A 23,773-nucleotide genomic window follows, 5' to 3' on the forward strand; every position below is an offset into this window, starting at 1 on the left:
AGATGCTCGCGGCCATGACCCTGGCCACGCAAGAACGGGCGATCTGGTTGGCGCGCAACGTGTTGCCGTATGAACCGGCCCTGCGGGCGTGGCTTGGACGCCGCCCCCTGCCCGGCCTGGACGTCGACGACATCATCCAGGAGGCCTATGCGATCCTGGCGGGCCTGGAGTCGGTCGAGCACATCCGAAACCCGCGCACCTATCTGTTCGAAGTCGCCAAGTCGGTGATCCTACAGGCCCTGCGCCGCAGCCGCATTGTCGCGTTCGAGGCCCTGGCCGAGGCCGAGGGAATGGATTTTCCCTCCGGCGCGCCGTCGCCCGAGGACGTCGCCGCTGACCGCCAGGAACTGGGCCGCGTCGCCGCCCTGATCGCCGGCCTACCGGGCAAATGCCGCGAGGCCTTCACCCTGCGCAAGGTCCACGGCCTGTCCCAGCGCGAGGTCGCCCAGCGCATGGGCGTCTCGGAGAACACGGTCGAGAAGCACGTGGGAAAAGGCATCGCCCTGTTGATGGATGCGATGGGACGTGGCGGAAACCGTCGCGCCCGGGCATCTAGAGACCGTGACGCCGAAGAACCGATCGAAATTGACCGCGACCGCCGAAAGCAGCGCCGAGATTGATGCGGCCGCAGCGGCCTGGGCCGCGCGCGCGGATCGCGGACCGCTGTCGCCCAAGGACCAGGCCGACCTGGAAGCCTGGGCGGCGGTCGATCCGCGCCGGGCTGGCGCCTATGCCCGCGCCCTGGCGGTCAGCGTCCACCTGGATCGCGCCCAGGGTTTGGGTAAGGACTTCGAGCCCAGGCGCCATCCCGCCGCGCGCGCGCTCGACCGCCGCCGCCTGATCCTGTCCGGCGGCCTGCTGGCGGCGGCCTCCGTGGTCGGCATAGTGGGATTCGTGGCCACGGATCGCAGCGCGCGCCTGACCACGCGCAAGGGCGACATCCGCCGCGCGTCCCTGGCCGACGGCTCGGCGGCGACGCTGAACACCGACACCCGCCTGCGCACCGCCTTCGATGATCGAGGGCGGCGGATCTTCCTGCTGCAGGGCGAGGCCCTGTTCGACGTGGCCAAGGATCCGGCCCGTCCTTTCGTGGTGACCGCGGGCGACGTGCGGGTGCGCGCGGTAGGCACCAGCTTCACCGTCCGCCGGCTGGATGACAGCGCGGTTACCGTGGTGGTGCGCGAAGGCGTGGTCGAGGTCACGCGTGGGAACGAGCCCCCCGTGCGCCTGGCCGCCGCCCAGACGGTCCAGGTCGCCGTCGGCGCGCCCCTGGCCCCAGCGGCCATCGGCGGAGCGGCGGTGGAGCGGGCCATGGCCTGGCGGCAGGGCATGATCGACCTGGACGGCCTGACCCTGGGCGAGGCCGCCGGTCAGTTCGCCCGCTATTCCGACCGACGCATCGTCATCGACGACCCGGTCGTGGCCCGGCTGAAGGTGGCCGGCCTGTTCTCGGCCAGCGACCCCGAAGGTTTCGCCCGCGCCGCCGCGCTCAGCCTGGGCCTGACCGCCGAGACCCAGGCGGACGGTGTCCGACTGCGCGGCTCCTAGAAAAAGTTGGCGGCCGGCATGGCGGAACTTCGCCGGTCGTCCCTCCACCCCAGTGAGACCGGCGCAGCGCCGGTTCTGTTAGGGGCAAGACCACGATGTTGAAGACGATCCTCGCGGGCGGTGTCGCCGCCCTGGCCCTGGGCTGCGCCCTGCCGGCCGCAGCCCAGCAGCGGACCTTCGATGTGCCGCCCCAGGCGGCGGGCTCGGCCATCTCGGTCTTCGCGCGTCAGTCCGGCCTTCAGGTCGTGGCCCCGGCCGACGGCCTGCAAGGCGTCCGCACCCAGGCGCTCAAGGGCCAGATGGACGCCCGCGCCGCCCTTCGCCGGCTGATCGAGGGCACGGGCCTGGAGATCGCCTCGGACAGCGGCGGCGTCATCGTCCTGCGCCGCGCCTCGAGCGGCGGCGCGGAGGCGGCCCTGGCCGAGCCGGCCGCCCTCGACACCATCATCGTCACCGCCCAGAAGCGCGACGAAAGCGCCCAGAGCGTGCCGATCTCGCTGACCGCCCTGTCGGGCCGCACGGTGGAGACCTATCGCCTGGAGACCCTGCGCGACATCTCGCGCCTGACGCCCGGCCTGCTGGTCTCGGCCTTCAGCCAGAGCAGTCCGACCATCGCTGTGCGCGGCGCGACCAACACCTTCACCCAGATCGGCGCCAACAAGCCGGTGGCTGTGGTGGTCGATGACCTGTTCATCCCGCGCAACAGCGCCGCCACCTTCGAGCTCTACGGCCTCAGTTCGGTCCAGGTGCTCAAAGGTCCGCAAGGCACCCTGTTCGGTCGCAACGTCACCGGCGGCGCCATCGTGCTGGACACCGGCAAGCCGGCCTTCAACGACTTTTCCGGCGCGCTTCGCGTGGGTGGAGGCAACTATGCCCTGAAGCAGGTGGACGGACGCGTGGACGTGCCGGTCAGCGACACGGCAGCCTTGCGCTTCGCCGGCTCGCTGAAGCAGCATGACGGCTATGGTCGCGACCGCCTGACGGGCCGAGAACAGGACGACCTGGACAGCACCAGCTTTCGCGCCCAGGCCCGCCTGCTGCCCGCCGAGGGCTTAGAAGTTCTGCTGAGCGCCGACTACGCCGACGACCGCAACGGCGGCCGCACCCTGTCATCCAAGGGCGCCGGTTCGGACGGCGACCGCCGGACCTCGGAGCTGGGTTACAATCAAAGCTTCGCCCGCAATCAGTGGGGCAGCTCGGCGCGTGTCTACTGGAACGCGCCGGTCGGCGGGGTGACCTCGATCACCGGCTATCGCTGGTCGCAGTCGGGCGAGGACTTTTCCGGCACGGGGACGAGCTACGCCTTCCTGGCCGGGACCAACAGCCAGTCGGTGAACCGCGACGTGGACAAGGTCGGCCTGCTGTCCCAGGAGCTGCGCTACGCCAGCCCGAAATGGGGCTGGGGCGACTTCGTCACCGGCGTATACCTGGCCCACGAGGACGCCGAGCGTCAGCTGCGCGTGCGCACCCTGGCGGCGGTGACCGGCGCCACGGCGACCGACGTGCTGACCGACCAAGCTGTGAAGACCCGCAGCTACGCCGTCTTCGCCGACGGCGTGGTTCACCTGACGGCCAATCTCGATCTGACCTTGGGCGCCCGCTACACCCGCGATGAAAAGACCGCCTCGCTGGTCCGCACCGACTTCGTCCGCCCTGCGACCGGCAGCTTCACCGCCCGCGACCTGGAGGCTGACTGGGGCGAGCTGACCCCGCGCGCCGTGCTGACCTGGGCGCCGCGCACCGATCTTCGGGTCTATGGCAGCGTCACGCGCGGCTACACCGCCGGCGGCTTCAACACCGACGCGGCGGCCCTGGCGGCCCTGACCACTCCGTTCGCGTCCGAGACGGTGACCAACTACGAGCTGGGGGTGAAGTCCGAATGGCTGGACGACCGACTGCGCATCAACGCCTCGGTCTTCCACATGGAATACAAGGACAAGCAGGAGCTTTTCTTCAACAACCTGACCCGCATCCTGACCATCACCAACGCCGGTCAGGCGACCATCGAGGGCGCGGAAATCGAGATCGCCTACCGCCCGGTCTCCTGGCTGAACCTGATGGGCAGCTACGGCCTGCTGGACACGGTGTACGACGACTTCGTCATTCCGGGCGGGGCGGTGAACACCGGCAACCCCCTGGGCTCGTCGCCGCGCAACAAGGGCTCCCTGGCCGCCGACATCCGCGCGCCCCTGGGGGAGGCAGGCTACCTGACCGGCTCGATCAGCTGGGCCTATACGGACAGCTACTTCACCGGCGCCACCAAGGACCCGAACCTGCACATCGAGGCCTACGCCCTGACCAACCTGTCGATCGGCTACGAGACCCGCGACGGCCGCTGGGCGGTCACCGCCTGGGGCAAGAACCTGGGCGACGAGGACTTCCTGCTGACCCCGTCCACCCAGGGCGTGCTGGCTGAATATCTGGGCGAGCCACGCACCTGGGGCGTGATGCTCTCGGCGCGGTTCTAGGCCGATGGCGGCCGTGTTCGACCGGCGCGCCCTGCTGCTGGGCGGCGCGGCCTTGGGACTGGGCGGCGGCGCAGCGGCGGCTGACGACGGCGACGTCGTCGGCCGACCGCTGGCGCCCTGGCGGCCCGGCCAGCTCGATATCCACCACATCGCCACGGGGCGCGGCGACGCGGCCTTGGTGATCGGGCCGGACGGGACCAGTCTGCTGATCGACGCGGGCGCCTCCAGCACCCCGGCCCCGGCGGCGATGGAGGCCGCGCCCGACGGCACGCGGCGACCGGGCGAGTGGATCGCCCGCTATGCTCGTCGCCACCTCTCGCCCACCGGCGCGGCCAGGATCGACGCGCTGCTGGTCAGCCACATCCACCCTGACCATCTGGGCGACCTCAGTCCCGAGACGCCGGCGTCGAAGAGCGGCGCCTACAGGCTGACCGGCGTCAGCGACGTGGCCGACCAGCTGCCCATCGGCCTGGTGGTGGATCGCGGCTATCCCGACTACGCCTATCCCAGGCCGTGGGACGCGCCCTTCGCCCGCAACTATCAGGCCTTCATCGCCGAGCGCGCCGCCGCCAAGGGCCGGGTCGAGCGCTTCCGCGTGGGGACGGCGGACCAGTTCCCCCTCCGACGCGATCCCGCGCGTTTTCCTGACTTCGAGATCCGCAATCTGGCCGCCAACGGCGAGGTGTGGACCGGCCAGGGCGACGACGCCCGCAGCCTGTTCCCGCCTCTGGACACCCTGCCGCCCGAGGATTTCCCCGACGAGAACGCCTGCTCTTGCGCGGTGCGTATCCGCTATGGCGCGTTCAGTTATTTCGCGGCCGGCGACCTGACCAGTCACGACTATGACGGGGCCCTGCCCTGGCGCGACGTGGAGACGCCCGCCGCCCGGGCCGCCGGGCCGGTGGAGGTCGCGGTGGCCGCACACCACGGCATGTTCGACGCCACCGGCGCCGGCGTGGTGCGTGCGCTGAAGCCCCGCGCCTGGATCATCCAGGGCTGGCACACCGCCCATCCGAGCACCGACGCCCTGGAGCGGATGCTAAGCCGCCGCCTCTATCCCGAAGTCCGCGATGTTTTCGCCACCGGCCTGACCCAGGCCAACGAATGGGCGCATTCGTGGCTGACCAACCGGCTGGCCTCTCGGCGGGGCCATGTGGTCGTGCGCGTCGCTCCCGGGGGCGCGCGGTACCGGATCGTCGTCACCGACAATCGTGACGAATGCGACCGGGTCCTCAGCCTGTCGGAGGCCTTGAGCGCCCGAGCCTCGTCACCGATCGCGGGGTGACTTTGGCCGACAGGACATCAGCTTCGGCTCATGGGCCGCAAGCCAGGCCTTGAGCGCCAGGGGATTGTCGGTCTGGATCGCGCCGACGCCCGCCTCGATCATCGCCCCCCAGACGGCGGCGGGATCGACCAGGGCCTGGTCGTCGAAGGCCGCCTCGGCGGTGTTCAGGCTGTTGACCCACAGGCGGGCGCAGCTCTTGTGCAGGTGGTCGGCCAGGGGCTTGGCGGCCGGGATCGACTTGACGTTGATCTCATAGCCGACCGGCTCAAGGCCCTTGTAGGTGTCGATCACCGCCAGCGGATCGGCGCCCAGGCGGTCAGGGCGGATGTTGGGGTTGTAGCGGACCTTCTTGCTGAACCAGGGCTGGGCCAGGACCTGGTCGGCCGCGGCGCCGGACTTCAGCAGGACCTGGTCGCCCATGCCGCGCTCGACGGCCATTTTGTAGGCCTCTTCATAGACGTCGGCCTTGGCGTCGACATTGATGAGTATGCGGCCCTTGGCCAGGTCCAGCGCCTCGGCATAGGTCGGGATGCGGCGCTCGGTCAGGGCGGCTGCGGGGCCGCCCTTCTCCGTCTTCACCTTCAGGGCCCGCAGTTGCGGCAGGGTATGGGCCGAGACCGGACCCTGGCCGTTGGTGGTGCGGTCCAGGGTCTCGTCATGGATCAGGACCAGGGCGCCGTCGGCGGCGCGCCGCACGTCCAGCTCGACCATGTCCACCCCGAACGCGATGCAGGCGCTGACCGCGTCCAGGGTGTTCTCGGACACACCGCGCCAACAGCCGCGGTGGGCCACGACCATGACCTCGCCGTCGGGGCCGGCCAGGCGCCGTTCGAGGTCCTTGGTGCGTCCTTGGCCCGGGGATGAAGCGAAGGCCGACACCGCGGCGAACAGGGCGAGAGCGGAGACCGAAGCGCCGAAGAGCTTTGCGAGCATCATGGTCGTGATCCTTCTTAGAGGCCCGGCGTCCAGGTCAGGCTCAGCCATGCCACCCGCGGGGTGCTATAGCTGTCCTTGAGCATGTCGCGGTTCGGGCCAGTGACGCTGGTGAGGCGGCTGCGGGTCAGGTTGCTGACCTCGGCGACGAGGGTCAGGTTCGGGGCGATCACGTAGCGCGCCTGCACGTCGAACTGATGACGTTCGTCCCAGTAGACGTCCTGCCAGGCGATGTCCGGCGTCACCGCCCGCAGGGCCTGGTCCGTCCAGTTCCAGGCGGCGCGCACCTCGAACGGACCGCGCGCCCAGAAGGCCGAGGCGTTGGCGATCTTCTTCGGCTGGCCGACCAGGCCGCCGATCTCACGCGTGCCGGTGCGCAGGGGAAGCTCCAGCTTGCCGTCCAGGATCGAGAAGTTGCCCGAGACGCCGAAGTCGTGGAGCCAGGGGTGGATGAACTCCAGCGAGTTGAAGCTGGCCTGGGTCTCGATCCCCGCGGCGCGGGCGCCGGCGGCGTTCTTGGGCTGGACCACGTTGGCGTTCACATAGGTCACGCCCTGGAAGGTGTAGCCCTGGGAGACGCCGTCGTAGATCTCGTCCTTGATGTCCTTGTAGAACAGGCCGGCCGCCACGATGCCGCCGCGGTCGTTGGGCGGATACCATTCCAGCGACAGGTCGTAGTTGGTGGACATGCGCGGCTGGATTTCCGGATTGCCCAGGCTGACCGAGACGTTGAGTGCGTTGGGATTGCCCTCGTCGGCCGGCCGCTCGAAGTTGATCGAGGCGCGGGCGGCGTAGGCCTCGTAGCTGGGACGGCCCAGGGTCTGGCTGACGGCGGCGCGCAGACGCAGGTCGTCGTTGACGTCATAGGCGCCCTGCACGAACGGCAGCAGCTTGTCGTATTTGGAGCCGGTGTTGAACGGCCGCCAGGCGTTGGCGACGCGGATGCGGCTGGTGGTGTCCAGGTCCGTCTGGTCGTAGCGCAGGCCGGCGCTGAAGCTGGCGCGCGCCGTGGCGTACCGGACCATGGCGTAGGCGCCGTAGTTCTTCTCTTCGTGCTCGAAGTCGTCCTGGTTGTTGGAGCCCAGGCTGTCGCCCTCGACGATGCTGCCCCGCTGGGTGTTGAACACCTTCCAGGCGATGCTCGGATCGATGGTGATCAGGTTGTGGCCCTGCTGGTGGTACGGCAGGCGCACGTTGCTGATCTGGCCGACCTCGGTGAGGTTGAAGTCGCGGCCGTTCGGCTTGTACTGCGCGCGCTCGAAGTCATAGGCCATGGTGTTGCGCAAGGCCTGACCGCCGACCGCCCAGCCGAAGCCCAGGTCGTTGAACTCGAAGTTGCGGCGGTAGTCGATGCGCACGCCCTCGACCTCGGCCTCGATGTCGCGGGCGTTGGTGCGCCAGTAGTCGGCGCGATACAGGGCCAGGTTCCGATAGACCCCCGGATTGTCCAGGTTGAAGCTGAAGTGGAACGGCGTGGAGTTGTAGGTGAAGGCCAGTTCCTTCAGCCCGCCGACCACCCCGAAGGTGTCCGCACCGGCCGAGTACTTGACCATCGCGTGCGGTTCGCTGGATTTCGCCCGCGAGGCGCTGGCGCGCAGCGACAGGACGCCGTGGTCGTCGGGCCGCCAGTCGGCGGAGAACTGGGCGATGTCGGTGACGCTCTTGGTCTCGCCGTCGCGATAGCCGACCTCCAGCGAGGCGGCGCTGTAGCGGCCGCTGGTGTCGGTCTGGGCGATGACGTTGGCGTTGCGGCCGTTAAGCAGGATCTCGTTGCGGCGATAGGCGTCGCTGAACACGTAGCGGCCGAACATGGTCGACATGTCGAGATTGTCGCTGAAGCGGGCCTCGAACTTGCCGGTCACGCTCCAGCGCTCGCGGTTGTTCTGATTGTACCAGTACTTGTCCTGCTGGGCGACGAGCCGGCCGTTGCCGAGCGAGCCGTCAGTCACCCGCACGCCGGCGTTGGTGTAGACGTTGTAGAAGGTGCTGTCCGACGTCATGTGGGCGTCGGTGCTGCTCTCGACCTTCTGGTAGGTGGCCGAGACGACGACGCCGAACTGGGGCTCATCGCCGAAGGTGAACGAGCCGGTGGCGGTGCTGCGAAAACCGAAGTCCGACTGCGGCTGGGGCGTGCCCTTGTCGCTGGTGTGGGCGCCGCCGACTTCCAGGGCGAAGGACCGGCCCTTGGCGTCGAAGGCGCTGCGGGTGCGCAGGTCGATGGCCCCGCCCACGGCGTTGGGATCCAGATCGGCGCTGAAGGTCTTGTTGACGACGATGTCGCTGACGAACGAGGTCGGCAGGATGTCGAGACGAACGCCCCGCCCGGCCGAGCCCGATCCCGACAGCGGCACCCCGACCGAGGCGACCGGCAGGCCGTTGATGGTGACGTTGTTATAGGCCTGGTTCAGGCCGCGCAGGACCGGGCTGATCGCCTCGTCGCGCGGGTGTTCGTTGTCGCTGACCGGCAGGACCGAGACGCCCGGCACGCGGCGCAGGGCGTTGATCACGGTCAGGTCGGGCAGGCGCTGCATGTCGTCGGCGCTGATGGCGTCCACCACGCCCTCGGCATGGCGCTTGATCGAGACGGCCTCGGCCTGGGCGCGGCGCTGGCCGGTGATGACCAGGCTGTCGATTTCCATGTCGGTCGCCGGCGCGGACGTCTTCACGACGCTCGGCGCCGTCATCGGCAGGATCACCACCGCTCCGTCCCGCATCTCGAAGGTCAGGCCGGCGCCGACCAGCAGGCGGCGCAGGCCCTCATGGGCGGGCATGGCGCCGGAGATGCCGGCGGTGCGCTTGCCGCGCAGATGCGAGCCGCCCACCACCTCGATGCCGGTGGCGCGCGAGAAGCTGTTGAGGGCCGCCGAAAGGTCCCCCGCCGGAATCTGGAAGGTGACGCGCTCGGACTGTGCGTAGGCCGGAGACGCGACAGCCATGACAACGGTCGAAGCGCCGAAAAGAAGCGATTTCATGATGATCCCCCGATGGGGCAGGTCGTGCCTGCTCGTGGGGAAGGACGAGCGTCAGGGGAAAATCTGACGACAAGTTTTCACGAATTTTTTCCGACAGTTGCATGACGCTCGAGGAGCAGCGTGTCGGCCCTGCGCCGCAGTTGCAGGCCATGAAGGCGGGCGATGTTCTCGAGCGTCCGTTCCGGCCGCGTGACCCGGAAGCGCCCCGTCACCGTCAGGTCGCCGAGCGCCGGATCGGCCAGGGCCACCTTGCGCGGAGACCACAGGTTCAGGGTCTCGACCACCTCGGCCAAGGGGGTGTCCTGCGCCTCGATCCAGCCGCTGCGCCAGCCGCCGGCCGGCTTCTGTTCGAGGCTGGCTGGAGCTGCCGTCTCGCCATGCGCGACACGAGACCCCTGCCCGCCTTCGACGAGGCGGTTGCTGTCGAACATACCGCGCCCGCCGAAACGCACACGGCCCTCTTCCACCGCCAGCTCCGTGCCGCCGCTGAGGGCGGCGACGTCGAAACGGGTGCCGACAACGACGACGCGACTGTCGTGGGTGATCACCTGGAACGGGCGGTCGACGCCGGGGCTGACCGTGAAGAACGCCTGACCATGCAGCAGCTCCACCTGACGGCGACGGCCCGTCATGCGGACACGGACCTGGCTGCCCCCGGCCATGTCGATGCGCGAGCCGTCGGCCAGGTCGAGGTGCGCCGTCTGCCCCGGCAGGGTGGTCTTTTCCTGAACCTCGGCGGTCCAAAGCTCGACCTGCGGACCGGCGAAGAAGGCCAGCGCGGCCATGGCCGCCGCCCCCGCCGGCACGGGGAGCCAGGAGAGCGGCGCGGCGCGGCGGTTGCGTTTGGCGCGATGTTCCACGCGGCGCAGGGCCAGGGTCAGAGCCTCGTCCTCCCAGGTGGATTCCAGGTGGTCGTAGCGGCCGCGATTGGCCGGATCGGCCATCCAGGCTTCGAAGTCGCCCGTCGGTTCGCCGCCCTTGCGGGACGCCAGCCAAAGCGCGGCTTCACGGTCCCGGCGGTTGCGAGCGAGCTTTTGGAGGAAGCCCATCATCGGCCTCCCCACCCGGAGCGCCCGCGCCCCTTTTGCAGGGCGACCAGCGCACGCGCCGCATGGGCGTCGACGGCGGCGGGCGTAATGCCGAGCTCGGCGGCGGCCTCTCTGGCGCTCTGCCCGTGAAGCCGGCGACGGATGAAAACTTCGCGCTGCAAGGGCGGCATGGCCTCCACCGCGCGGCTGAACCATTCGACGCGCTCGCGCAACATCACCGCGCTCTCCGGCGTGTGTCCATCGGCAGGGTGCTCCTCGTCGATGGGCTCGAACGATCGTCTGGCGCCGGCCCGGAAATGATCGCGGATCAGATTGAGGGCGATGGTGCGGATCAACGCCCAGCCTTCCTGGGCGGGCGGACCTTCGCGGCCCAGGTAGCGGACATAGGCGTCCTGCGCGATGTCCTCGCTGAGGGCCGCGTCTCGAACACGACGGCGGATGAGACGCAGCAACGCGTCCCTGTATCCCGCCGCCATGATGCCGTCCTGCGACACGCCCGCCTCCGAAAAGTCGGGACGGGCGCATAGCAGGCGGGTGTGACGCTTTTAGAAAGCAACCCGGCAGGATTGCAGGCGAAACAAACTCGCTTCTACGGCCGCGCCGCGATCGTGAACACGACTACCTGCCCCTTCTGCGTAGGGTCGAAATTATCATCGGCCATGAGCACGAGACTGCGGCCCCCGTCGATCTTGGGCCCCCAGGCCATCGCCTCCAGATTGGCGGCGGGCACGTTGGTCAATCGGTCGAAATTGACCAGCAGCCTCTTCGTCAGCGGGCGGACGTCGCCATTGGCCAGGCTTTCCTCGCCGGAGACATCACGGGCGCCGCTCACGTCCACGACGTAGAGCCGGCAATGGAAGATGAAACGCCCCTGCGCATCCTCGACGCCCGAACGCTCCAGGATCAGCAGTTGGCGCTCATCGACCGTGAGGATTTCGCTGATCCCGTTGTCGCCACGACGTGCGGGAGCAGCCTGCACCGGGTCGAGGCGATAGGCGTACTGCGCCTGGATGCGGCCTTGCCTGTCGAGCCGGGTCAGGCGAACGACACCGGCCTGCGCCACCGTACTGACCGGGCCGTCCTGGGTCAGCGGCCCTTCCATGGCCGTCCATAGCGTCCGGCCGTCAGCAGAGAAGCTCAAGCCTTCGAGAGTTCTGGTTGGGCCGGGCGCCGCGCCGGAAGCTGAACATGTCCGGCAAGGCGACAGCGCCCAGCGCGTTGCCTTGGCGATCCATGCGCCGGATCGCCGGATCGAAGCTGCGCTGCGGATCACCCTCGGTGGACCACAGCAGGCTGCCATCGACCGGGTCGATGCGGATGGACTCGGCGTCGGCGCGCTCGCCCGACGGCTCGCGAGGGGGAGGATAGGTCGATCCATCTTCTCGGCGAAGCGAGACGACGCGCTCAACATGAAGGCCGCTCATCGTCTTGGCGTCGAACTCCATGCGACCGACATAGAAGCGGGCCGGAGCCAGATCGGATTTGTCGTCCGAGATCATCAGCCACTCGTCCATCTTCGGGTCGTAGTCGATGCCGGAAATCCCGCCGAACGGCGCGCCGTCGACTACAAGCGTCTTCGGAATCTCCAGCGCCCCGATAAGCCGCAGATCACCCGGCGACAAGGGCGCGGCAAGAGCCGCGGCGGCGGTCGCCAGGGCGGCGAGGCCGCCAAGGAGCGCATGACGGATCACTTCAGGACCCGCACGGATTGGCGCGCCACCAACCGCACGCCGAACACCTGACGGCTGGGCGGCTCGCCCTTGGCGCCCATGCGGCGGATCAGGGTCTCCACCGCCGCCGCGGCCATCTCCTCCACCGGCATGTCGATGGTTGTCAGGGATGGCGTGTGCAATTGGGCCCAGGGGATGTCGTCGAAACCCACCACGGAAACGTCGTCAGGCGAGGACTGACCGATGGCCCGGATGTGGCGCAGAGCGCCGATGGCGATCAGGTCGGCCCCGGCGATGACGGCGGTGGCCTCCCGCCGCTCCAGCGCCTCCCTCACCGGCGGCTCGAGATCGACGGAAAAGGCGTTGTGGACGTGCCAGGCCAGCTGCGCCTTCTCTTCCACCACGGCGATGGCCGCCTCGGCGCGCTGGCGGGCGCTGGAGGCGGCGTGCGGTCCGGAAATGACGCCGATGCGGCGATGTCCGGCGGCGATCAGATGCTCCGCCGCCAGACGACCGCCCTGCTCGTAATCGGCCTGAATCACGTCATAGCCCGGCAGGTTGCGGTCCAGCACCACGGCCGGCACCCCGTCGATGATCTTGGACACCGCTCCGGTGTCGTCGATGGGGAACCAGATCACGCCGTCCACGCCGTGCTGGACCAGAAGGCCGGCTGCGTTCTGCTCCGCCTCGGGCGAGCCTTCGGTGTCGGTCAGGAAGACACTGTAGCCATGGGTGCGCGCCGCCTGGATGACCACCTGCGCCAGGTTCGGGAAGAAGGGGTTGGTCAGGTCGGGCACGATCAGGCCGATGGCGCCCGTGCGCCCGGTCTTCATGGCCTTGGCGCTCTGGTTGGGGCGATAGCCCAGCTCGGAGGCCACCTTCAGGATATGGGCGCGGGTCGCCTCACCCACCGAGCCCGCGCCATTGATGGCGTAGGAGGCGCTGGCCAAAGACACGCCGGCCGCCTTGGCCACGTCCTTGAGGGTGGCGCGTCGGGATTGCGGAAACTCGGATTCAGCCATGAACGGTCCCTGAGGCGCCCCTGGACTGAGCCTTGGCGACGCCAGCGTCAAGCGGGCGCCGCACCGGACGGGGATCTCCGGCGCGGCGCCCTTGCGTGGGTCAGAAACGAGCCCGCACGGACAAGGTGTAGGTGCGCGGCGCGCCGACGAAGTAGCGGTCTAGGGTGCGGACCGATGGCCCGCTGGACAGGCCGAACTCCGGCTGGGTGGCGGTCGAGCTGCTGACCGCGCCGATGTAGCGCTCGTCGAACAGGTTATCGACGTTGAACTGGAAGCGCAGATCGGGGACGCCGGCGCGCTTCAGGTCGTAGGTCGCCGACAGGCCGGTCAGGGTGTAGCCGTCGATCTTCTCGACGCCGACCTCCTGGAAGGTGGTCGGAGCGATGATGTGACCGCCGACCCGCTCACCCACATGGCGGACGCTGGCCTCCAGACGAAGGCCCTCCACCGGCTCGACGCCCACCTGGCCGTAGAAGCTGGTCTCGGGGATGTCGCGCACCGCAGCCCCGCCGATCACCCCCACCGAAGCCAGGGCCAGGCGCTGAGCGCTGCCGCGCGCCGGTTCGTCATGCTCGGCGTCCTGCTTGGTCCAGGAGCCATAGAGATCGACCATGCCGAAGTCGTAGAAGCCGGTCAGCTCCACGCCCCGCGTGCGGACGCCGGCGATGTTGGCGGCCTTGGTGGCGACGTTGCCGCGCACCACTTCCTGCGGGTCGAGGGCCTCGGTCGGATCGCGTGGGACGATGCCGACATTGTTCTTCAGCTCGACATTGTAGGCCTGGATCGAGAAGGCCATGTTCGGCTTCACGTAGCGCAGGCCGGCGTCGAGGTTCTCGGTCTGCACCGGATCGAGATCGCCCGGATTGATCACAGCTGTCGAGCCAAGGAAGGCGTCCTCGGGGATGCCGGCGAAGTTCTTGGCGTAGCCGCCGAACAGCTCCAGCTCCTGGGTCAGCTGGTAGGTCGCGCCTAGCTTCGGATTCACGTCCGAGGACTGCGAGAACTTGACGTTGGTCCGATATTCCAGCGGCGACCTGGCGTCATAGGTGACGTCGTACCAGGTGACGCCCAGGTCGATCTTCAGGCGGTCATCCAGCAGGCGCAACTGGTCCTGAGCGTAGAGCATCAGGGTCTCGACCGAGGCCGTCCGCTCGTACTCCACATAGTTCAGGCGCGAGCGGTTATAGGCCGTCGACTGGGCGGAGTTGAGGATCGGATAGAAGTTGCGGCGCTCGGTGGAGTCGCCGCCTTCCCACCAAGCGCCGACGCGCAGGTCGTGGCCGCGGCCGAACAGGTTCTTGATCTTCAGTTCACTGGTCAGGCCGTAACGCTCCCGCTCGCGCGGTGTGACGCGCATGTCGGCCGGACCGCCCACCACATTGCTGTTGCGGATGGTGGTCAGGGTCGGACGCACGGCCCCGCCGTTGGCGTTGTAGCTGCTCACCGCGCGCGGATCGCCGCCGGTCAGGACGCGCTGGCGGTCTTGGTAGCGGAAGGATTCCCCGTCCAGGGTCTGGTAGTACGGGTTCAGATCCAGGCTGATGTCGTCGGACATCTGCAGACGGCCGTTCAGATAGGCCATCCAGTCCTTGCGCGAGCCGCCCAGGGCGCCGCCGAAATCGATGTCGCGCGCCGGGATGCCGGTGATGACGTCGAGGGCGCGGTCGCTCTTCGGGTCGGCTTCGAACTCGCCCTTTGTGACGATGTTGAAGTCATTGTCGGTCTGGTCGTTGTAGGAGACGCGGGCCTTCAGGAACGAGCCGTTGGCGAAGTCCTTCACCACCTTCAGCTCGTAGTGTTCACGCTCCGAACCGCGGCTGCGACGACCCGCCCAGACGTCGTTCTCCTGGTGCGAATAGGTGAAGTAGCCCGCAAGACCCGGCACGATCTCGCCGCTGTCGACGCGGCCGTAGATGCGGCGGAAGTCGAAAGAGCCCGCCCCCGCCTCGACCGTGGCGCCGAAGTCCGGACGCGGCGCGTCGGTGACGAAGTCGATGAAGCCGCCCAGGGCGAAGCGCGACGGCGCGCCGATGTCGCCAGCGCTCTGGGAGACGGTGATCCGCGAGACGTTGCTGGACTCGATGAAGCGCTGCGGCGGCGAGCCGCCGTTGAAGCGGGAGTCGCCGGTGGGAACGCCGTCCAAGGTCAGGCCGATCTGCTCGTCGGTCAGGCCGCGCATGTAGATCTCGAACGAGAAGCTGCCGCCGCGCGCATCGCCGGCGGAGACCTGGACACCCGGCACCTTGACCAGGGCCTGGGTGATCTCCGCGCCCAACGGACGGGCCTGGATGTCCTCGGCGCCCAGTGTGAACACCGCGCGGGTCAGGCCGGAGCCGAAGCGTTCGGCGGTGACCACGACCTCATCGAGGGTTTCGGCCGGCGCCTCGTGCGCCACGGCCTGCGCGGCGCAGAGCAGCGCACAGGCCGCGGAGGAAACAAGCCAGATAGACGTCTTCATCACTCAAAAGCCCCCTACTTCGCACCCCTGGCGGCACGGAATGGATCACGTGAAACGTTTCATACTTGGATTGGGTGACAGTTTTTCGATCCATCGAGAAAGCCGCCAGCAGCCCGAAATGAAAAAGCAGGCGCCGGGGACGGGCGCCTGCTTTCACCAAAGGAGCCGTCGCCTCACGGCGGCGGAGACCCTTTCGGAAGACTAGATTGTCTAGAGCGCGTTCAAGCGGGCGACGCCGGCGACGTTCACGGCCTTGCCCTTCAGCACCGCGGTGTCCGCTCTTGTACGTATGGCTCGATTATATTTTAATCAAAGCGATTAGGAGTGCAAAATGCCTGCTCATACCAAGGTGCTGACTGCTCACCTCCCGCTGGATCTGGCGCAGAAGGTCGAGCTGGCCGCCGCACGTCTTGACCGATCACGAGGATGGGTCGTCAAGCAGGCGCTGGCCGCGTGGGTCGATCTTGAGGACGAGCGTCATCGCATGACGCTGTTGGCCTTAGCGGATGTCGATGCGGGCCGCCTGATCGAGCAAGATGCCGTTTCAGCTTGGGCTGCGAGTCTTCAGACGGACAAGCCGCTCCCACCGCCCGCGAAATGAAGATCAGCTGGACCCATAATGCGGTCGCGGACTTGACGCGACTGCACGAACACCTTCGTCCAGTCTCGCCTCCAGCCGCTGCACGTGTCGTGCAGGAGCTGACGGGGGCGCCAGGCCGATTGGTGGAGTTCCCAAGGCTTGGTGAGAAGCTGGAGGCTTATGCTCCCAGGGAAGTGCGTCGGCTGCGAGTGGGGGACTATGAGCTGCGGTACGAGATCACAGACGCCGCAATATACGTCCTGAGGCTTTGGCACGCCCATGAACGCCGCACGTTCGAAGACGACGACTAGCGCTCCGACGAAAGTCGCCGATGTTTGCTCCCGCGGCGAGAGCGGGCGCTCCAGTCCCAGAGCATGCAGGCGAAGCCCTTGCAAGCCTCAGGGCGTCTTCAGAACCAGCGTGGATCGGTAGACGTCGCCGGGACGCAATGCGGCCGCGCCCAGATTTGCTTGGTTTGGCGCATCGGGGAGCCTTTGCGTCTCGAGGGCGATCCCGTCGCCCTGCCGATAGATCGAGCCTGATTTGCCGGCAGACGTCCCGTCGATGAAATTACCAGAGTAGAGTTGGAGGCCTGGCTGATCGGTCCAGAACTCAAGGGTGCGTCCAGATGAAGGGTCGCTCAGGCGCGCGGCTCGTCCGAGATTGTCGTCGGTGGACGAGAGGATGAAGCAGTGGTCATACCCCCGACCGACCACAAGCTGAGGCTCGCGCGCGTCGCGGATCCGCGCACCCAAGGGGATCGGCGTTTGAAAGTCGAAGACGCCGCCGCGCACGGATCGCTTCTCGCCGGTAGGGATCAAGCGCGTGTCCACCGGCAGATATCGATCGGCGTCGATCTGGAGGGTGTCTCCAAGCGCGCTTCCGGAGCCCTCCCCCGCCATGTTGAAGAGCGCGTGACTGACGATGTTCACGACGGTCGGCTTGTCGGTGACGGCCCGGTATTCGATGGTCAGTTGGTTGGCGTCATCGAGCGCATAGCGCGCGGTGACGCTTAAGCGCCCTGGATAGCCTTCGTCGCCATCGGGACTGACCAGGGTGAGTTCCACGGCGGCCGTGGCGCCCGTCTCCACTTTCGAGATCTCCCAGACCGTCTTGTCGAAGCCGCGAGCGCCTCCGTGGAGGCTTGCGACGCCATTGTCGTTGCGGGCAAGTTGATAGGTGCGGCCATCAAGGGCGAAAGCGCCGTCGGCGATGCGGTTGGCGTATCGTCCGACCGAAGCTCCAAAGTAGTTGGCGGCGGTCTCGTAGGCGGCGACATCCTTGTAACCCAGGACGACGTCGGCGGGACGGCCGGCGGGATCCGGCACGATCAAAGCCTGCAAGGTCGCACCGTAGGTGATGATCGTCGCGCGCATGCCGCCGGCCGCACTGAGAGTGACGGCCTCGACGGCGCGTCCATCGCGGGTTTGCCCAAACGGGGAGCGCGCCGCCTCCGCCGCCTGTGATCCGCCAGCGCAAAGCACTGACAGTGCTCCCACAAGGGCGCCAGCGAGCAACGCGGCCGATGGCCGCCTGAAGCGCAGTGTCATGGGTCAGCCCTTTGCTGGGCTGCGCGCGCAGCGAAAGCCCATGTGAGATGTTGAAGTGTCGATGGGTTGGCCCCAGCGGGCGGCGGGGCGATAGCGCTCACACCAGTTGGGCGCGCAAAGATGCGAGCCGCCCTTGGCGACCCGCAGGCCGACGCCTGATGCGCCGCTTGCCTCCATACTTGGACCGCGGCGGCCGTCAGATGAGCGGTGGCCGCCGCAACAGCCCCGAGGCTGCAGGGGCGCCTCATAGGGGTCGGCGGTCCACTCCCAGACATTGCCGATCATATCGTAGAGGCCGTAACCGTTCTTGGGATAGGCCCCCACAGCGCTGGTGCGCCGGTGTCCGGGCGGCGCCTCGTTGAGCCAGGGAAAGTTGCCGACCCAGATATTGGCCCGCGCAACGCCGCCAGGCTGAACCTCATCGCCCCAGGCGTAGCGGCGGCCGTCAAGCCCGCCTCGGGCGGCGAACTCCCATTCGGCTTCGGTGGCCAGGCGCTTGCCGGCCCAGCGCGCATAGGCCTCGGCGTCACGCGGGGTCACGTGAACGACAGGGTGATCACCAAGCCCGTCAAGATCGCTCCGCGGCCCCAACGGCCGTCGCCATGAGGCGCCCTCGACGAAGGACCACCATCGGGTGGGATCATCGAGCGGGACCGGATGGGACGGCGGCGTGAAGACAAGCGAGCCCGCGCCATAGACGCCGGGCGTCATGCCCGGATAATCGCGTGGATCCGGCGCGGTCTCGGCGAAGGTCTGGTAGCTGGTCTCGTCGATGAACTGGGCGAACTGACGGTTGGTGACCGGGGTCTCGTCGATCCAAAACCCCTCGACGTGAACGTCGCGTACAGGGCCCTCGTCATCGTAGCCGTCCGCTGATCCCATGGCGAAGCGACCGCCGGCGATCCAGCGCATGCCGTCGCGGCGCTTGGGCTGAGCAAGGGCGGACAAAAGACCCATGGAAGACGCCCTACTGAAAGTCCCATTTGCGCAGCCAAGGATCGCGCGTGCGGGTCTGGAAGGCCTTGACCTTGTCGATCAGCTGCGCCTTGACCTGCGCGTAGGCCGGGTCGTCGGCGAGGTTGCTCACCTCGTTCGGATCGGCTTGCAGATCGTAGAGCTCGAACTTCGGTCGGTGCATTAGCGCCTCTACCGAGCGCCGACCAAAACGCGCGCTGGGCTCGGCCGATCGATCCCAGCTCGATGCGTAGAGCAGGTCTTCTGCGAACGGGAAGGTCAGCTCATGAGCAATGTTGTAGAGCAGCTTGAAGCGACGGGTGCGCACCATCCTGGTGGGATAGTACATCTGCACTTCGTGGAAGGTATGGGTGCCCACAACCTCGTCCCAACCCTTGGCCTCAGGGTTGGCCAGCACGTCGGCGAAGCTCCTGCCATCGAGCGTTTCGGTCGGCTTTGGGGCGGAGGCCATCTCAAGAAGCGTCGGCGTAATGTCCGATAGCGAGACCATGGCGTCGGTGACCTGCCCGCGATCACGCCCCCCGGCAGGCGCATGATCAGGGGAACGCGGATGCCGGCGTCATAGAGCGTCGTCTTGGCGCCGGGGAAGGCGACCCCGTTGTCGGTCAGATAAAGGATGACGGTGTTGTCGTACTTGCCGGCGGCCTTGAGCATGGCCACGAGCTGTCCGACGCCCTGATCCAGGCGGCTGATCGATTGATAGTACTGAGCAAGCTCGGCCCTCACCGCCTGTGTGTCGGGCAAGAACGGCGGCACGACGACGTCCTGGGGCCGATAGGTGACCTCACGGATCCCAGGAAAGCCATCGGCGCGATTGCCAAAGCTGTTGGGTCTGTCGCCGATGTCGAACGGAAAGGCCCGATGGGGGTCGTCCGTGGCGAAGTAGAGGAAGAACGGCTCGTCCTTGGCGACAAAGCCTTGGGTCTTTTGCGCCATCTCCACGGGGCTTCGGGCAAGCGATGCGCTTTGGTTGGCCAAGCCTTCGGAGAGGACCTCGTCAAAGGCGAACACGCTCTTGGGCGCCACGTGAAACTTTCCGATGCGGGCGGTGCGATACCCCGCCTTTTTGAGCAGCACAGGCAGGCTCTCCACGTCGTTGAACGTGGAGAAGTGGCTCTCTTCGTGCTCCAGTCCATACATGCCGGTATTGTGGTTCATCCGGCCGGTCAGGAGGGTGGCGCGGCTGGGACTACAGCTGGACGTCGTGGCGAAGGCGTTGGTGAAGCGCAGGCCATCACGCGCCAAGGCGTCGATGTTGGGTGTTTTGACCACCTTGGCCCCATAGGCGCCGATGTCGTCGCGCCCGTGATCGTCCGAGACGATCATCACGATATTGGGCCGCTCGGCGGCATGCCCGGCTCCGTGCCAGCCCAAAGCCAAGGCGACCCCCAGGCAAAGCGCGAGGAAGCCGTTTCGGACAATCGTCCGGGAGATGCGGACGCTGCGGCTCATGGCAAGATGACCTCGTTGTTGAGCTTGGTCGTTTCGGCCTGGGGCAGAGTGACGGACAGGCGCGCGCCCTTCAACGAAGCGCCGTTGCGCGTCTTGATGACGCCGCTCCAAATGCGCGGGCGCAGATCGAGCGGCGCATCCAGGGTGGGGATCTGAGCCTGGCCCAGGACCGCGCCGGAGGCGCTGACGAGGGTGGCGACGCCGCCAGCCGCGGGCTGGGCTCCAAGGCTGTGAACGGTGAAGGAGACCCTCCCGCCTGAGATCCGCACATCGCCCTGACCAATGCCAAGGTCGGCGCGCGTCTCCGGAGGCGTCGTCGGCTCGGCGAGTTCGAACTCCAGCACAGTTGCGGCCTTTGGCGCAAAGGTGAGCGCGATGGACGCGGCCCGCTCCAACTCAACCTGGCGGGATATGGGCGCGTCAGCACGATCGTCGCCGTCGGCGTCGAGGCCCGTCGACAGGCGCCATCGGCCGGCCGCCACCCCCCAAGCTGTCATGTCAGCGCTCTGGGGCTGGTCGCTGGTGTTGTAGGCCACCACCTTGAACTTCTGCGGCGAGGCCTGGGTCACCAAGAGTGCGACCTTCACGGCGCCGTCCTCCTGACCGAACCGCCAGCTGACGGTATTGCCGGGATAGAGCCAGTTTCGCTTCAGGGCCACGCCGCCCAGGCGTTCGCGTTGCAGGATCTCGCTGGGCTGTTCAACCCGGTCCGTCCACCAATGGCCCTGCGTGCGCATATACATGCGCTGAGACTTGTCCTGGATCGCCTCGCCATGCAGCGCCTCGAGCCAGCGCTTGTCGCCGCTCGTCAGCCATGCGGCGTACTGGCTGAAGGCGTCGCCTGGCCTCGCCCTGGCGGCGAGCGCTTTTCCCCAATCGGCCCGCCGGCCCAGCGCGTCGATCAGGTTCTCGTTCAGGTCAGCGATGGAGCCGGGCCCGGCCTTGTCGGCGCGCGCCAGGATCGGGCGCAGATACTTCTCATCGCCGGTCCACCGATAAGCGGCCCAGGCCGCATGCATGATCACCGGCATGCCGCCGGTGTCGCCCACCCGTTCGGCGTCGGTGGACCAGTTGATCTCGTTGGGGAACGACCAGACGCCCGCGGCGTCCTGCTTGCCGTGCGCCAGGACGCCGTCGACGGCTCCGGTGACAAGATCGCGGGCCTGCGGGTTGGCGTTGTAGATCCCCATGAGGATCGGCGCGTGCATGACGGTGAAGGAATATTGCTTTTGCCAGCCCCATGGACCGTCGCGCCAGACCTTCTGGCCGCCATACCAGTTGCTGTTGAAGTGCAGGTGTCCGGCCCCGTTGCGGGTGACGATCGAGCGCAGGGCGCGGCTGGTGTCCATCAGGCGCTCGACGCGTACGGGATCTCCCCAGTTCAGGTAGAGGGCGGCGGCGTCGGAGTTGAGGCCTTCTTCGTACGCGTGCAGCTCGTCGGTGGCGATGGTCCCAAGGCCGCCGGTGATCATGTCGTTCTTGTAGACCGCGTCCGCCAAGGCGTTCAGCGACGCGCGCAACTTGTCAGGCTTGTAGCCCATCAAAGCCAGACCCGGCCATTGCGCCACCATGTCGGTGTCGTCCGACAGCCCCCCGCCAAAGTCGCCGTAAGCGACTTGCCGCTCATCGATCCACCAGTCGACGAACTGTCCGACGCGTTTGAGATCCTCCAGTTGCCTGAAGGCCCAAAGGGGAACCCCGTCGGGCGCCTGAGGCTGATCAAAAGCCGGCCAGTCCTGCTCAGCGTAGCTGATCTCCTGCCAGTAGAGCCGGCCCTGCTCGTGGTCCGGATCGACCCGCAGCAGGTCTGAGATGTCCGTATAGAGCCGGCGATAGAGGTCGGCGCGAACGGTCGCCGGCCGCGCCTCGACCAGGAAGGCCCAGTTGTCTTTGACCTGGGTGAAGCGGTCGGCCACATGCTCGATCTTGGCGGCGTCGCGATCCTTGAACACCAGCCGAACGCCAAGCCCGGCTAGATCCTTGGCGCCGAATTTTGACGCGCTGGACGCGATCGAGATCATCAGGCTGTCGTCGGTCAAGATGCGGTCGCGCAGGTCGAGCCAAAGCGTGCGAGGCTCACCGGGACGAACCGAGACAGAGACATCGATCATGTCGCGGCCCGGCCAGATCGGATCCTTGATCTTGATGTTGAGGCCGATCAGGCCGTCGGCGCCGGCGGCCATGTTCAGGGCAGGCAGATCGAGGGCGACGCCGTCGAGCCCAGAATGCATGTTCTGCCAGCCATAGTTCCACGAGCGCGAGACCGGCTGGGCGGCGGCCGACGCGTCAAAGCGTGAGGGCACAAGGACGTGCACGATGGGCGAGAACGCGCCGCCTTCGCTTGCCGCGGCAGCGACGCTTGGGGCTCCTTCACCCGACCTGCCCGGGGCGCTGGGGGCGCCTTGCGGCAGGGCGACCACGGTCGATCGCTCCGAGAGCGCAAAGCGATCGGCGATGAACTGCTTGAGCGGCAGCAGCGCATCGTTGAGCGCAGCCGGCTGCGGCCTGACGGTGTAGCTCAAGGTCGCAGCGCCCTTCGGGGCGACGCCCTCCTTGACGTCGTAGGCCCAAAGCTCCTGGATCGGCGTTTCTTGCGCGTCGTTGTCGAAGCGCAAAACGCCGCCGGTTTGCGGGGCCAGCTCGTGGAGCGACCGCACGCCGCCCTTGAGGCGCTTGAACAGCAGATCGACCTGGCCATTGGGCGTTACATGGGACATAGCGCCATAGGCGGCCCCACGCAGCTCCAGGCGATTGAAGCGCTCGCCAGCAGGGACGGTGAGCTCGTAGCGCTTGCCGCCCTCCACATAGACGTTCCAGTCCGGCAGGGTGAAGATGTCGTCGCGGCCAGGAAGGCGCGAGCGGTTATAGACGCCGGGCCAGGTGGTCTCGGCGATGCCGTCGACACCCTTCAGCATCCAGGCCTTCAGATCGCGCGCGTCAGCAAACTCGATCTTGCGCACGCTGGTGCTGGGGGCGGAGAGCACGGGCGGCAGCGCACGGTCCCAACCATAGCGATGGCGCCACCCGACTTCGTCGAAGCGGGCTGAACCCGCCTTGGGTTCAAGCTGGGCTCCCTGGCTGAGGGCTGCGACCTCTGGCTGGCTTAGCAGGTGGTCGTAGATGCGCAGCTCGTCGGTATCGCTGCCCCGTGTGAAGTTATAGCGGCTGTGCACCTGATGGGGCGAGATCGCGCGACCGGCGAAGCCGAACTGATCCAGGCCGCTGTCCAGATCGGCCCTTTGATCAAGCCTGGCCGCCTCGCGACCGTCTATGAACAGTCGAACCCCCACCGCCTCATCCCAGCCAAAGGCGATGTGGGTCCAGGCATCGGGCGAAGGCGCGGCGACTTTGAAGCGCACGCGCAGCCGCGCAAGGTTGGCGTCGGTGACGAAGGCCTCGAAACCATCGCCCGTCCAGTCGATCCGCGCGAAGGCCATGTCGAAGCTGGAATGGGCGGCGAAGCCGGCCCGGAAGATCACAAAGGGAGAATCGGTGAGCGGCTCGCGGGCGCGCCAGAAGAACGAGACCGTCCCACGCTGGGCGTAGAGGTTGCCAGGCGCCTTCCAGGCCACCGCCCCGTCGTCGGCGCGCGCCATGGCGCCGCCAAGTCGGCCATTGGCGACGACGCTCATCTTCTCCTGGAAGTTGGGCGTCTTGTCGCCGCCGGCTTGGTCGGCGGTCAGTCCGACATCGCCCGACGCTCGAAAGAGCAGGCCCTCGGCGTAGGCGGTTGTCGCCGTCGACGCCATGAGGAGCGCGACGCCGGCGAGGCGGGTGCGCCGCCAAGAACGAGTGACGTTGGACATGGATC

At 67.6% G+C, this 23,773-nt stretch carries 17 protein-coding genes and 3 pseudogenes; 6 read left to right on the plus strand and 14 right to left on the minus strand.

Annotated elements, in window-relative coordinates; all coding sequences use genetic code 11:
• Positions 1-2 precede the first annotated feature (2 nt).
• The 4 genes from ABOZ73_RS07670 to ABOZ73_RS07685 all read left to right on the plus strand — a co-directional run bounded on the left by ABOZ73_RS07670 (position 3) and on the right by ABOZ73_RS07685 (position 5,301).
• Positions 3-620, plus strand: coding sequence for an RNA polymerase sigma factor (locus ABOZ73_RS07670; RefSeq protein WP_369062072.1), 618 nt, complete (start codon positions 3-5; stop codon positions 618-620).
• Complete coding sequence (locus tag ABOZ73_RS07675; protein ID WP_369062073.1) at positions 586-1,548, plus strand: FecR family protein; 963 nt, start codon at positions 586-588, stop codon at positions 1,546-1,548. Before ABOZ73_RS07670 ends, ABOZ73_RS07675 begins: the two co-directional genes overlap by 35 nt.
• A gap of 95 nt (positions 1,549-1,643) precedes the next feature.
• A complete protein-coding gene (locus tag ABOZ73_RS07680; protein ID WP_369062075.1) occupies positions 1,644-4,016 on the plus strand; it encodes a TonB-dependent receptor in 2,373 nt (790 codons plus the stop codon).
• A 4-nt stretch (positions 4,017-4,020) separates the two neighbouring features.
• Positions 4,021-5,301 carry a ComEC/Rec2 family competence protein gene (locus ABOZ73_RS07685; protein ID WP_369062077.1) on the plus strand — a complete coding sequence of 427 codons (1,281 nt, stop codon included), beginning with the start codon at positions 4,021-4,023 and terminating at the stop codon, positions 5,299-5,301.
• Between the two features lie 99 nt (positions 5,302-5,400).
• Here ABOZ73_RS07685 and ABOZ73_RS07690 read toward each other — a convergent pair.
• From ABOZ73_RS07690 to ABOZ73_RS07725, 8 genes and pseudogenes are all read right to left on the minus strand, one after another.
• Positions 5,401-6,237 (minus strand): annotated as a pseudogene (locus ABOZ73_RS07690) (glycerophosphodiester phosphodiesterase family protein); the annotation flags it as partial.
• A gap of 14 nt (positions 6,238-6,251) precedes the next feature.
• The gene (locus tag ABOZ73_RS07695; protein ID WP_369062078.1) at positions 6,252-9,206 is read right to left on the minus strand and encodes a TonB-dependent receptor; all 2,955 of its coding nucleotides are present in this window, start codon (positions 9,204-9,206) and stop codon (positions 6,252-6,254) included.
• A 77-nt stretch (positions 9,207-9,283) separates the two neighbouring features.
• The gene (locus ABOZ73_RS07700) at positions 9,284-10,255 is read right to left on the minus strand and encodes a FecR family protein (protein WP_369062079.1); all 972 of its coding nucleotides are present in this window, start codon (positions 10,253-10,255) and stop codon (positions 9,284-9,286) included.
• Positions 10,255-10,749: an RNA polymerase sigma factor gene (locus ABOZ73_RS07705; RefSeq protein WP_369062080.1), complete on the minus strand. Its 495-nt coding sequence runs from the start codon at positions 10,747-10,749 to the stop codon at positions 10,255-10,257. Before ABOZ73_RS07705 ends, ABOZ73_RS07700 begins: the two co-directional genes overlap by 1 nt.
• A gap of 95 nt (positions 10,750-10,844) precedes the next feature.
• The gene (locus ABOZ73_RS07710) at positions 10,845-11,396 is read right to left on the minus strand and encodes an esterase-like activity of phytase family protein (RefSeq protein ID WP_369062081.1); all 552 of its coding nucleotides are present in this window, start codon (positions 11,394-11,396) and stop codon (positions 10,845-10,847) included.
• Entirely contained in the window at positions 11,380-11,946 is a 567-nt protein-coding gene (locus tag ABOZ73_RS07715; RefSeq protein WP_369062082.1) for an esterase-like activity of phytase family protein, read from the minus strand. Before ABOZ73_RS07715 ends, ABOZ73_RS07710 begins: the two co-directional genes overlap by 17 nt.
• A complete protein-coding gene (locus tag ABOZ73_RS07720) occupies positions 11,943-12,947 on the minus strand; it encodes a LacI family DNA-binding transcriptional regulator (RefSeq protein WP_369062083.1) in 1,005 nt (334 codons plus the stop codon). The genes ABOZ73_RS07715 and ABOZ73_RS07720 overlap by 4 nt, the downstream gene beginning before the upstream one ends.
• A 100-nt stretch (positions 12,948-13,047) precedes the next feature.
• A complete protein-coding gene (locus ABOZ73_RS07725; RefSeq protein ID WP_369062084.1) occupies positions 13,048-15,405 on the minus strand; it encodes a TonB-dependent receptor in 2,358 nt (785 codons plus the stop codon).
• Between the two features lie 331 nt (positions 15,406-15,736).
• Here ABOZ73_RS07725 and ABOZ73_RS07730 point away from each other — a divergent pair, with 331 nt between their 5' ends.
• Both ABOZ73_RS07730 and ABOZ73_RS07735 read left to right on the plus strand, forming a co-directional pair.
• On the plus strand, positions 15,737-16,006 hold the full coding sequence (locus ABOZ73_RS07730) for a CopG family ribbon-helix-helix protein (protein ID WP_369062086.1): 270 nt from the start codon (positions 15,737-15,739) through the stop codon (positions 16,004-16,006).
• The gene (locus ABOZ73_RS07735) at positions 16,003-16,296 is read left to right on the plus strand and encodes a type II toxin-antitoxin system RelE/ParE family toxin (RefSeq protein WP_369062087.1); all 294 of its coding nucleotides are present in this window, start codon (positions 16,003-16,005) and stop codon (positions 16,294-16,296) included. Before ABOZ73_RS07730 ends, ABOZ73_RS07735 begins: the two co-directional genes overlap by 4 nt.
• Positions 16,297-16,383: 87 nt before the next feature.
• On the opposite strand, the gene ABOZ73_RS07740 is transcribed toward ABOZ73_RS07735, so the two are convergent.
• From ABOZ73_RS07740 to ABOZ73_RS07765, 6 genes and pseudogenes are all read right to left on the minus strand, one after another.
• Positions 16,384-17,535, minus strand: a complete 1,152-nt coding sequence (locus tag ABOZ73_RS07740) for an aldose epimerase family protein (RefSeq protein ID WP_369062089.1) — start codon at positions 17,533-17,535, stop codon at positions 16,384-16,386.
• Positions 17,536-17,538: 3 nt separating this feature from the next.
• Positions 17,539-18,492, minus strand: coding sequence for a formylglycine-generating enzyme family protein (locus tag ABOZ73_RS07745; protein WP_369062091.1), 954 nt, complete (start codon positions 18,490-18,492; stop codon positions 17,539-17,541).
• Between the two features lie 10 nt (positions 18,493-18,502).
• On the minus strand, positions 18,503-18,838 hold the full coding sequence (locus ABOZ73_RS07750) for a sulfatase/phosphatase domain-containing protein (RefSeq protein ID WP_369062606.1): 336 nt from the start codon (positions 18,836-18,838) through the stop codon (positions 18,503-18,505).
• 9 nt (positions 18,839-18,847) lie between these two features.
• Positions 18,848-19,000 (minus strand): annotated as a pseudogene (locus ABOZ73_RS07755) (hypothetical protein); the annotation flags it as partial.
• A gap of 86 nt (positions 19,001-19,086) precedes the next feature.
• Positions 19,087-19,962 (minus strand): annotated as a pseudogene (locus ABOZ73_RS07760) (sulfatase-like hydrolase/transferase); the annotation flags it as partial.
• Entirely contained in the window at positions 19,959-23,768 is a 3,810-nt protein-coding gene (locus tag ABOZ73_RS07765) for a LamG-like jellyroll fold domain-containing protein (protein WP_369062092.1), read from the minus strand. The gene ABOZ73_RS07765 and the pseudogene ABOZ73_RS07760, both read right to left, overlap by 4 nt.
• Positions 23,769-23,773: the final 5 nt, after the last annotated feature.

It is taken from the genome of Caulobacter sp. 73W, assembly GCF_041021955.1.
In the GTDB taxonomy this organism is placed as follows: Bacteria; Pseudomonadota; Alphaproteobacteria; order Caulobacterales; family Caulobacteraceae; genus Caulobacter.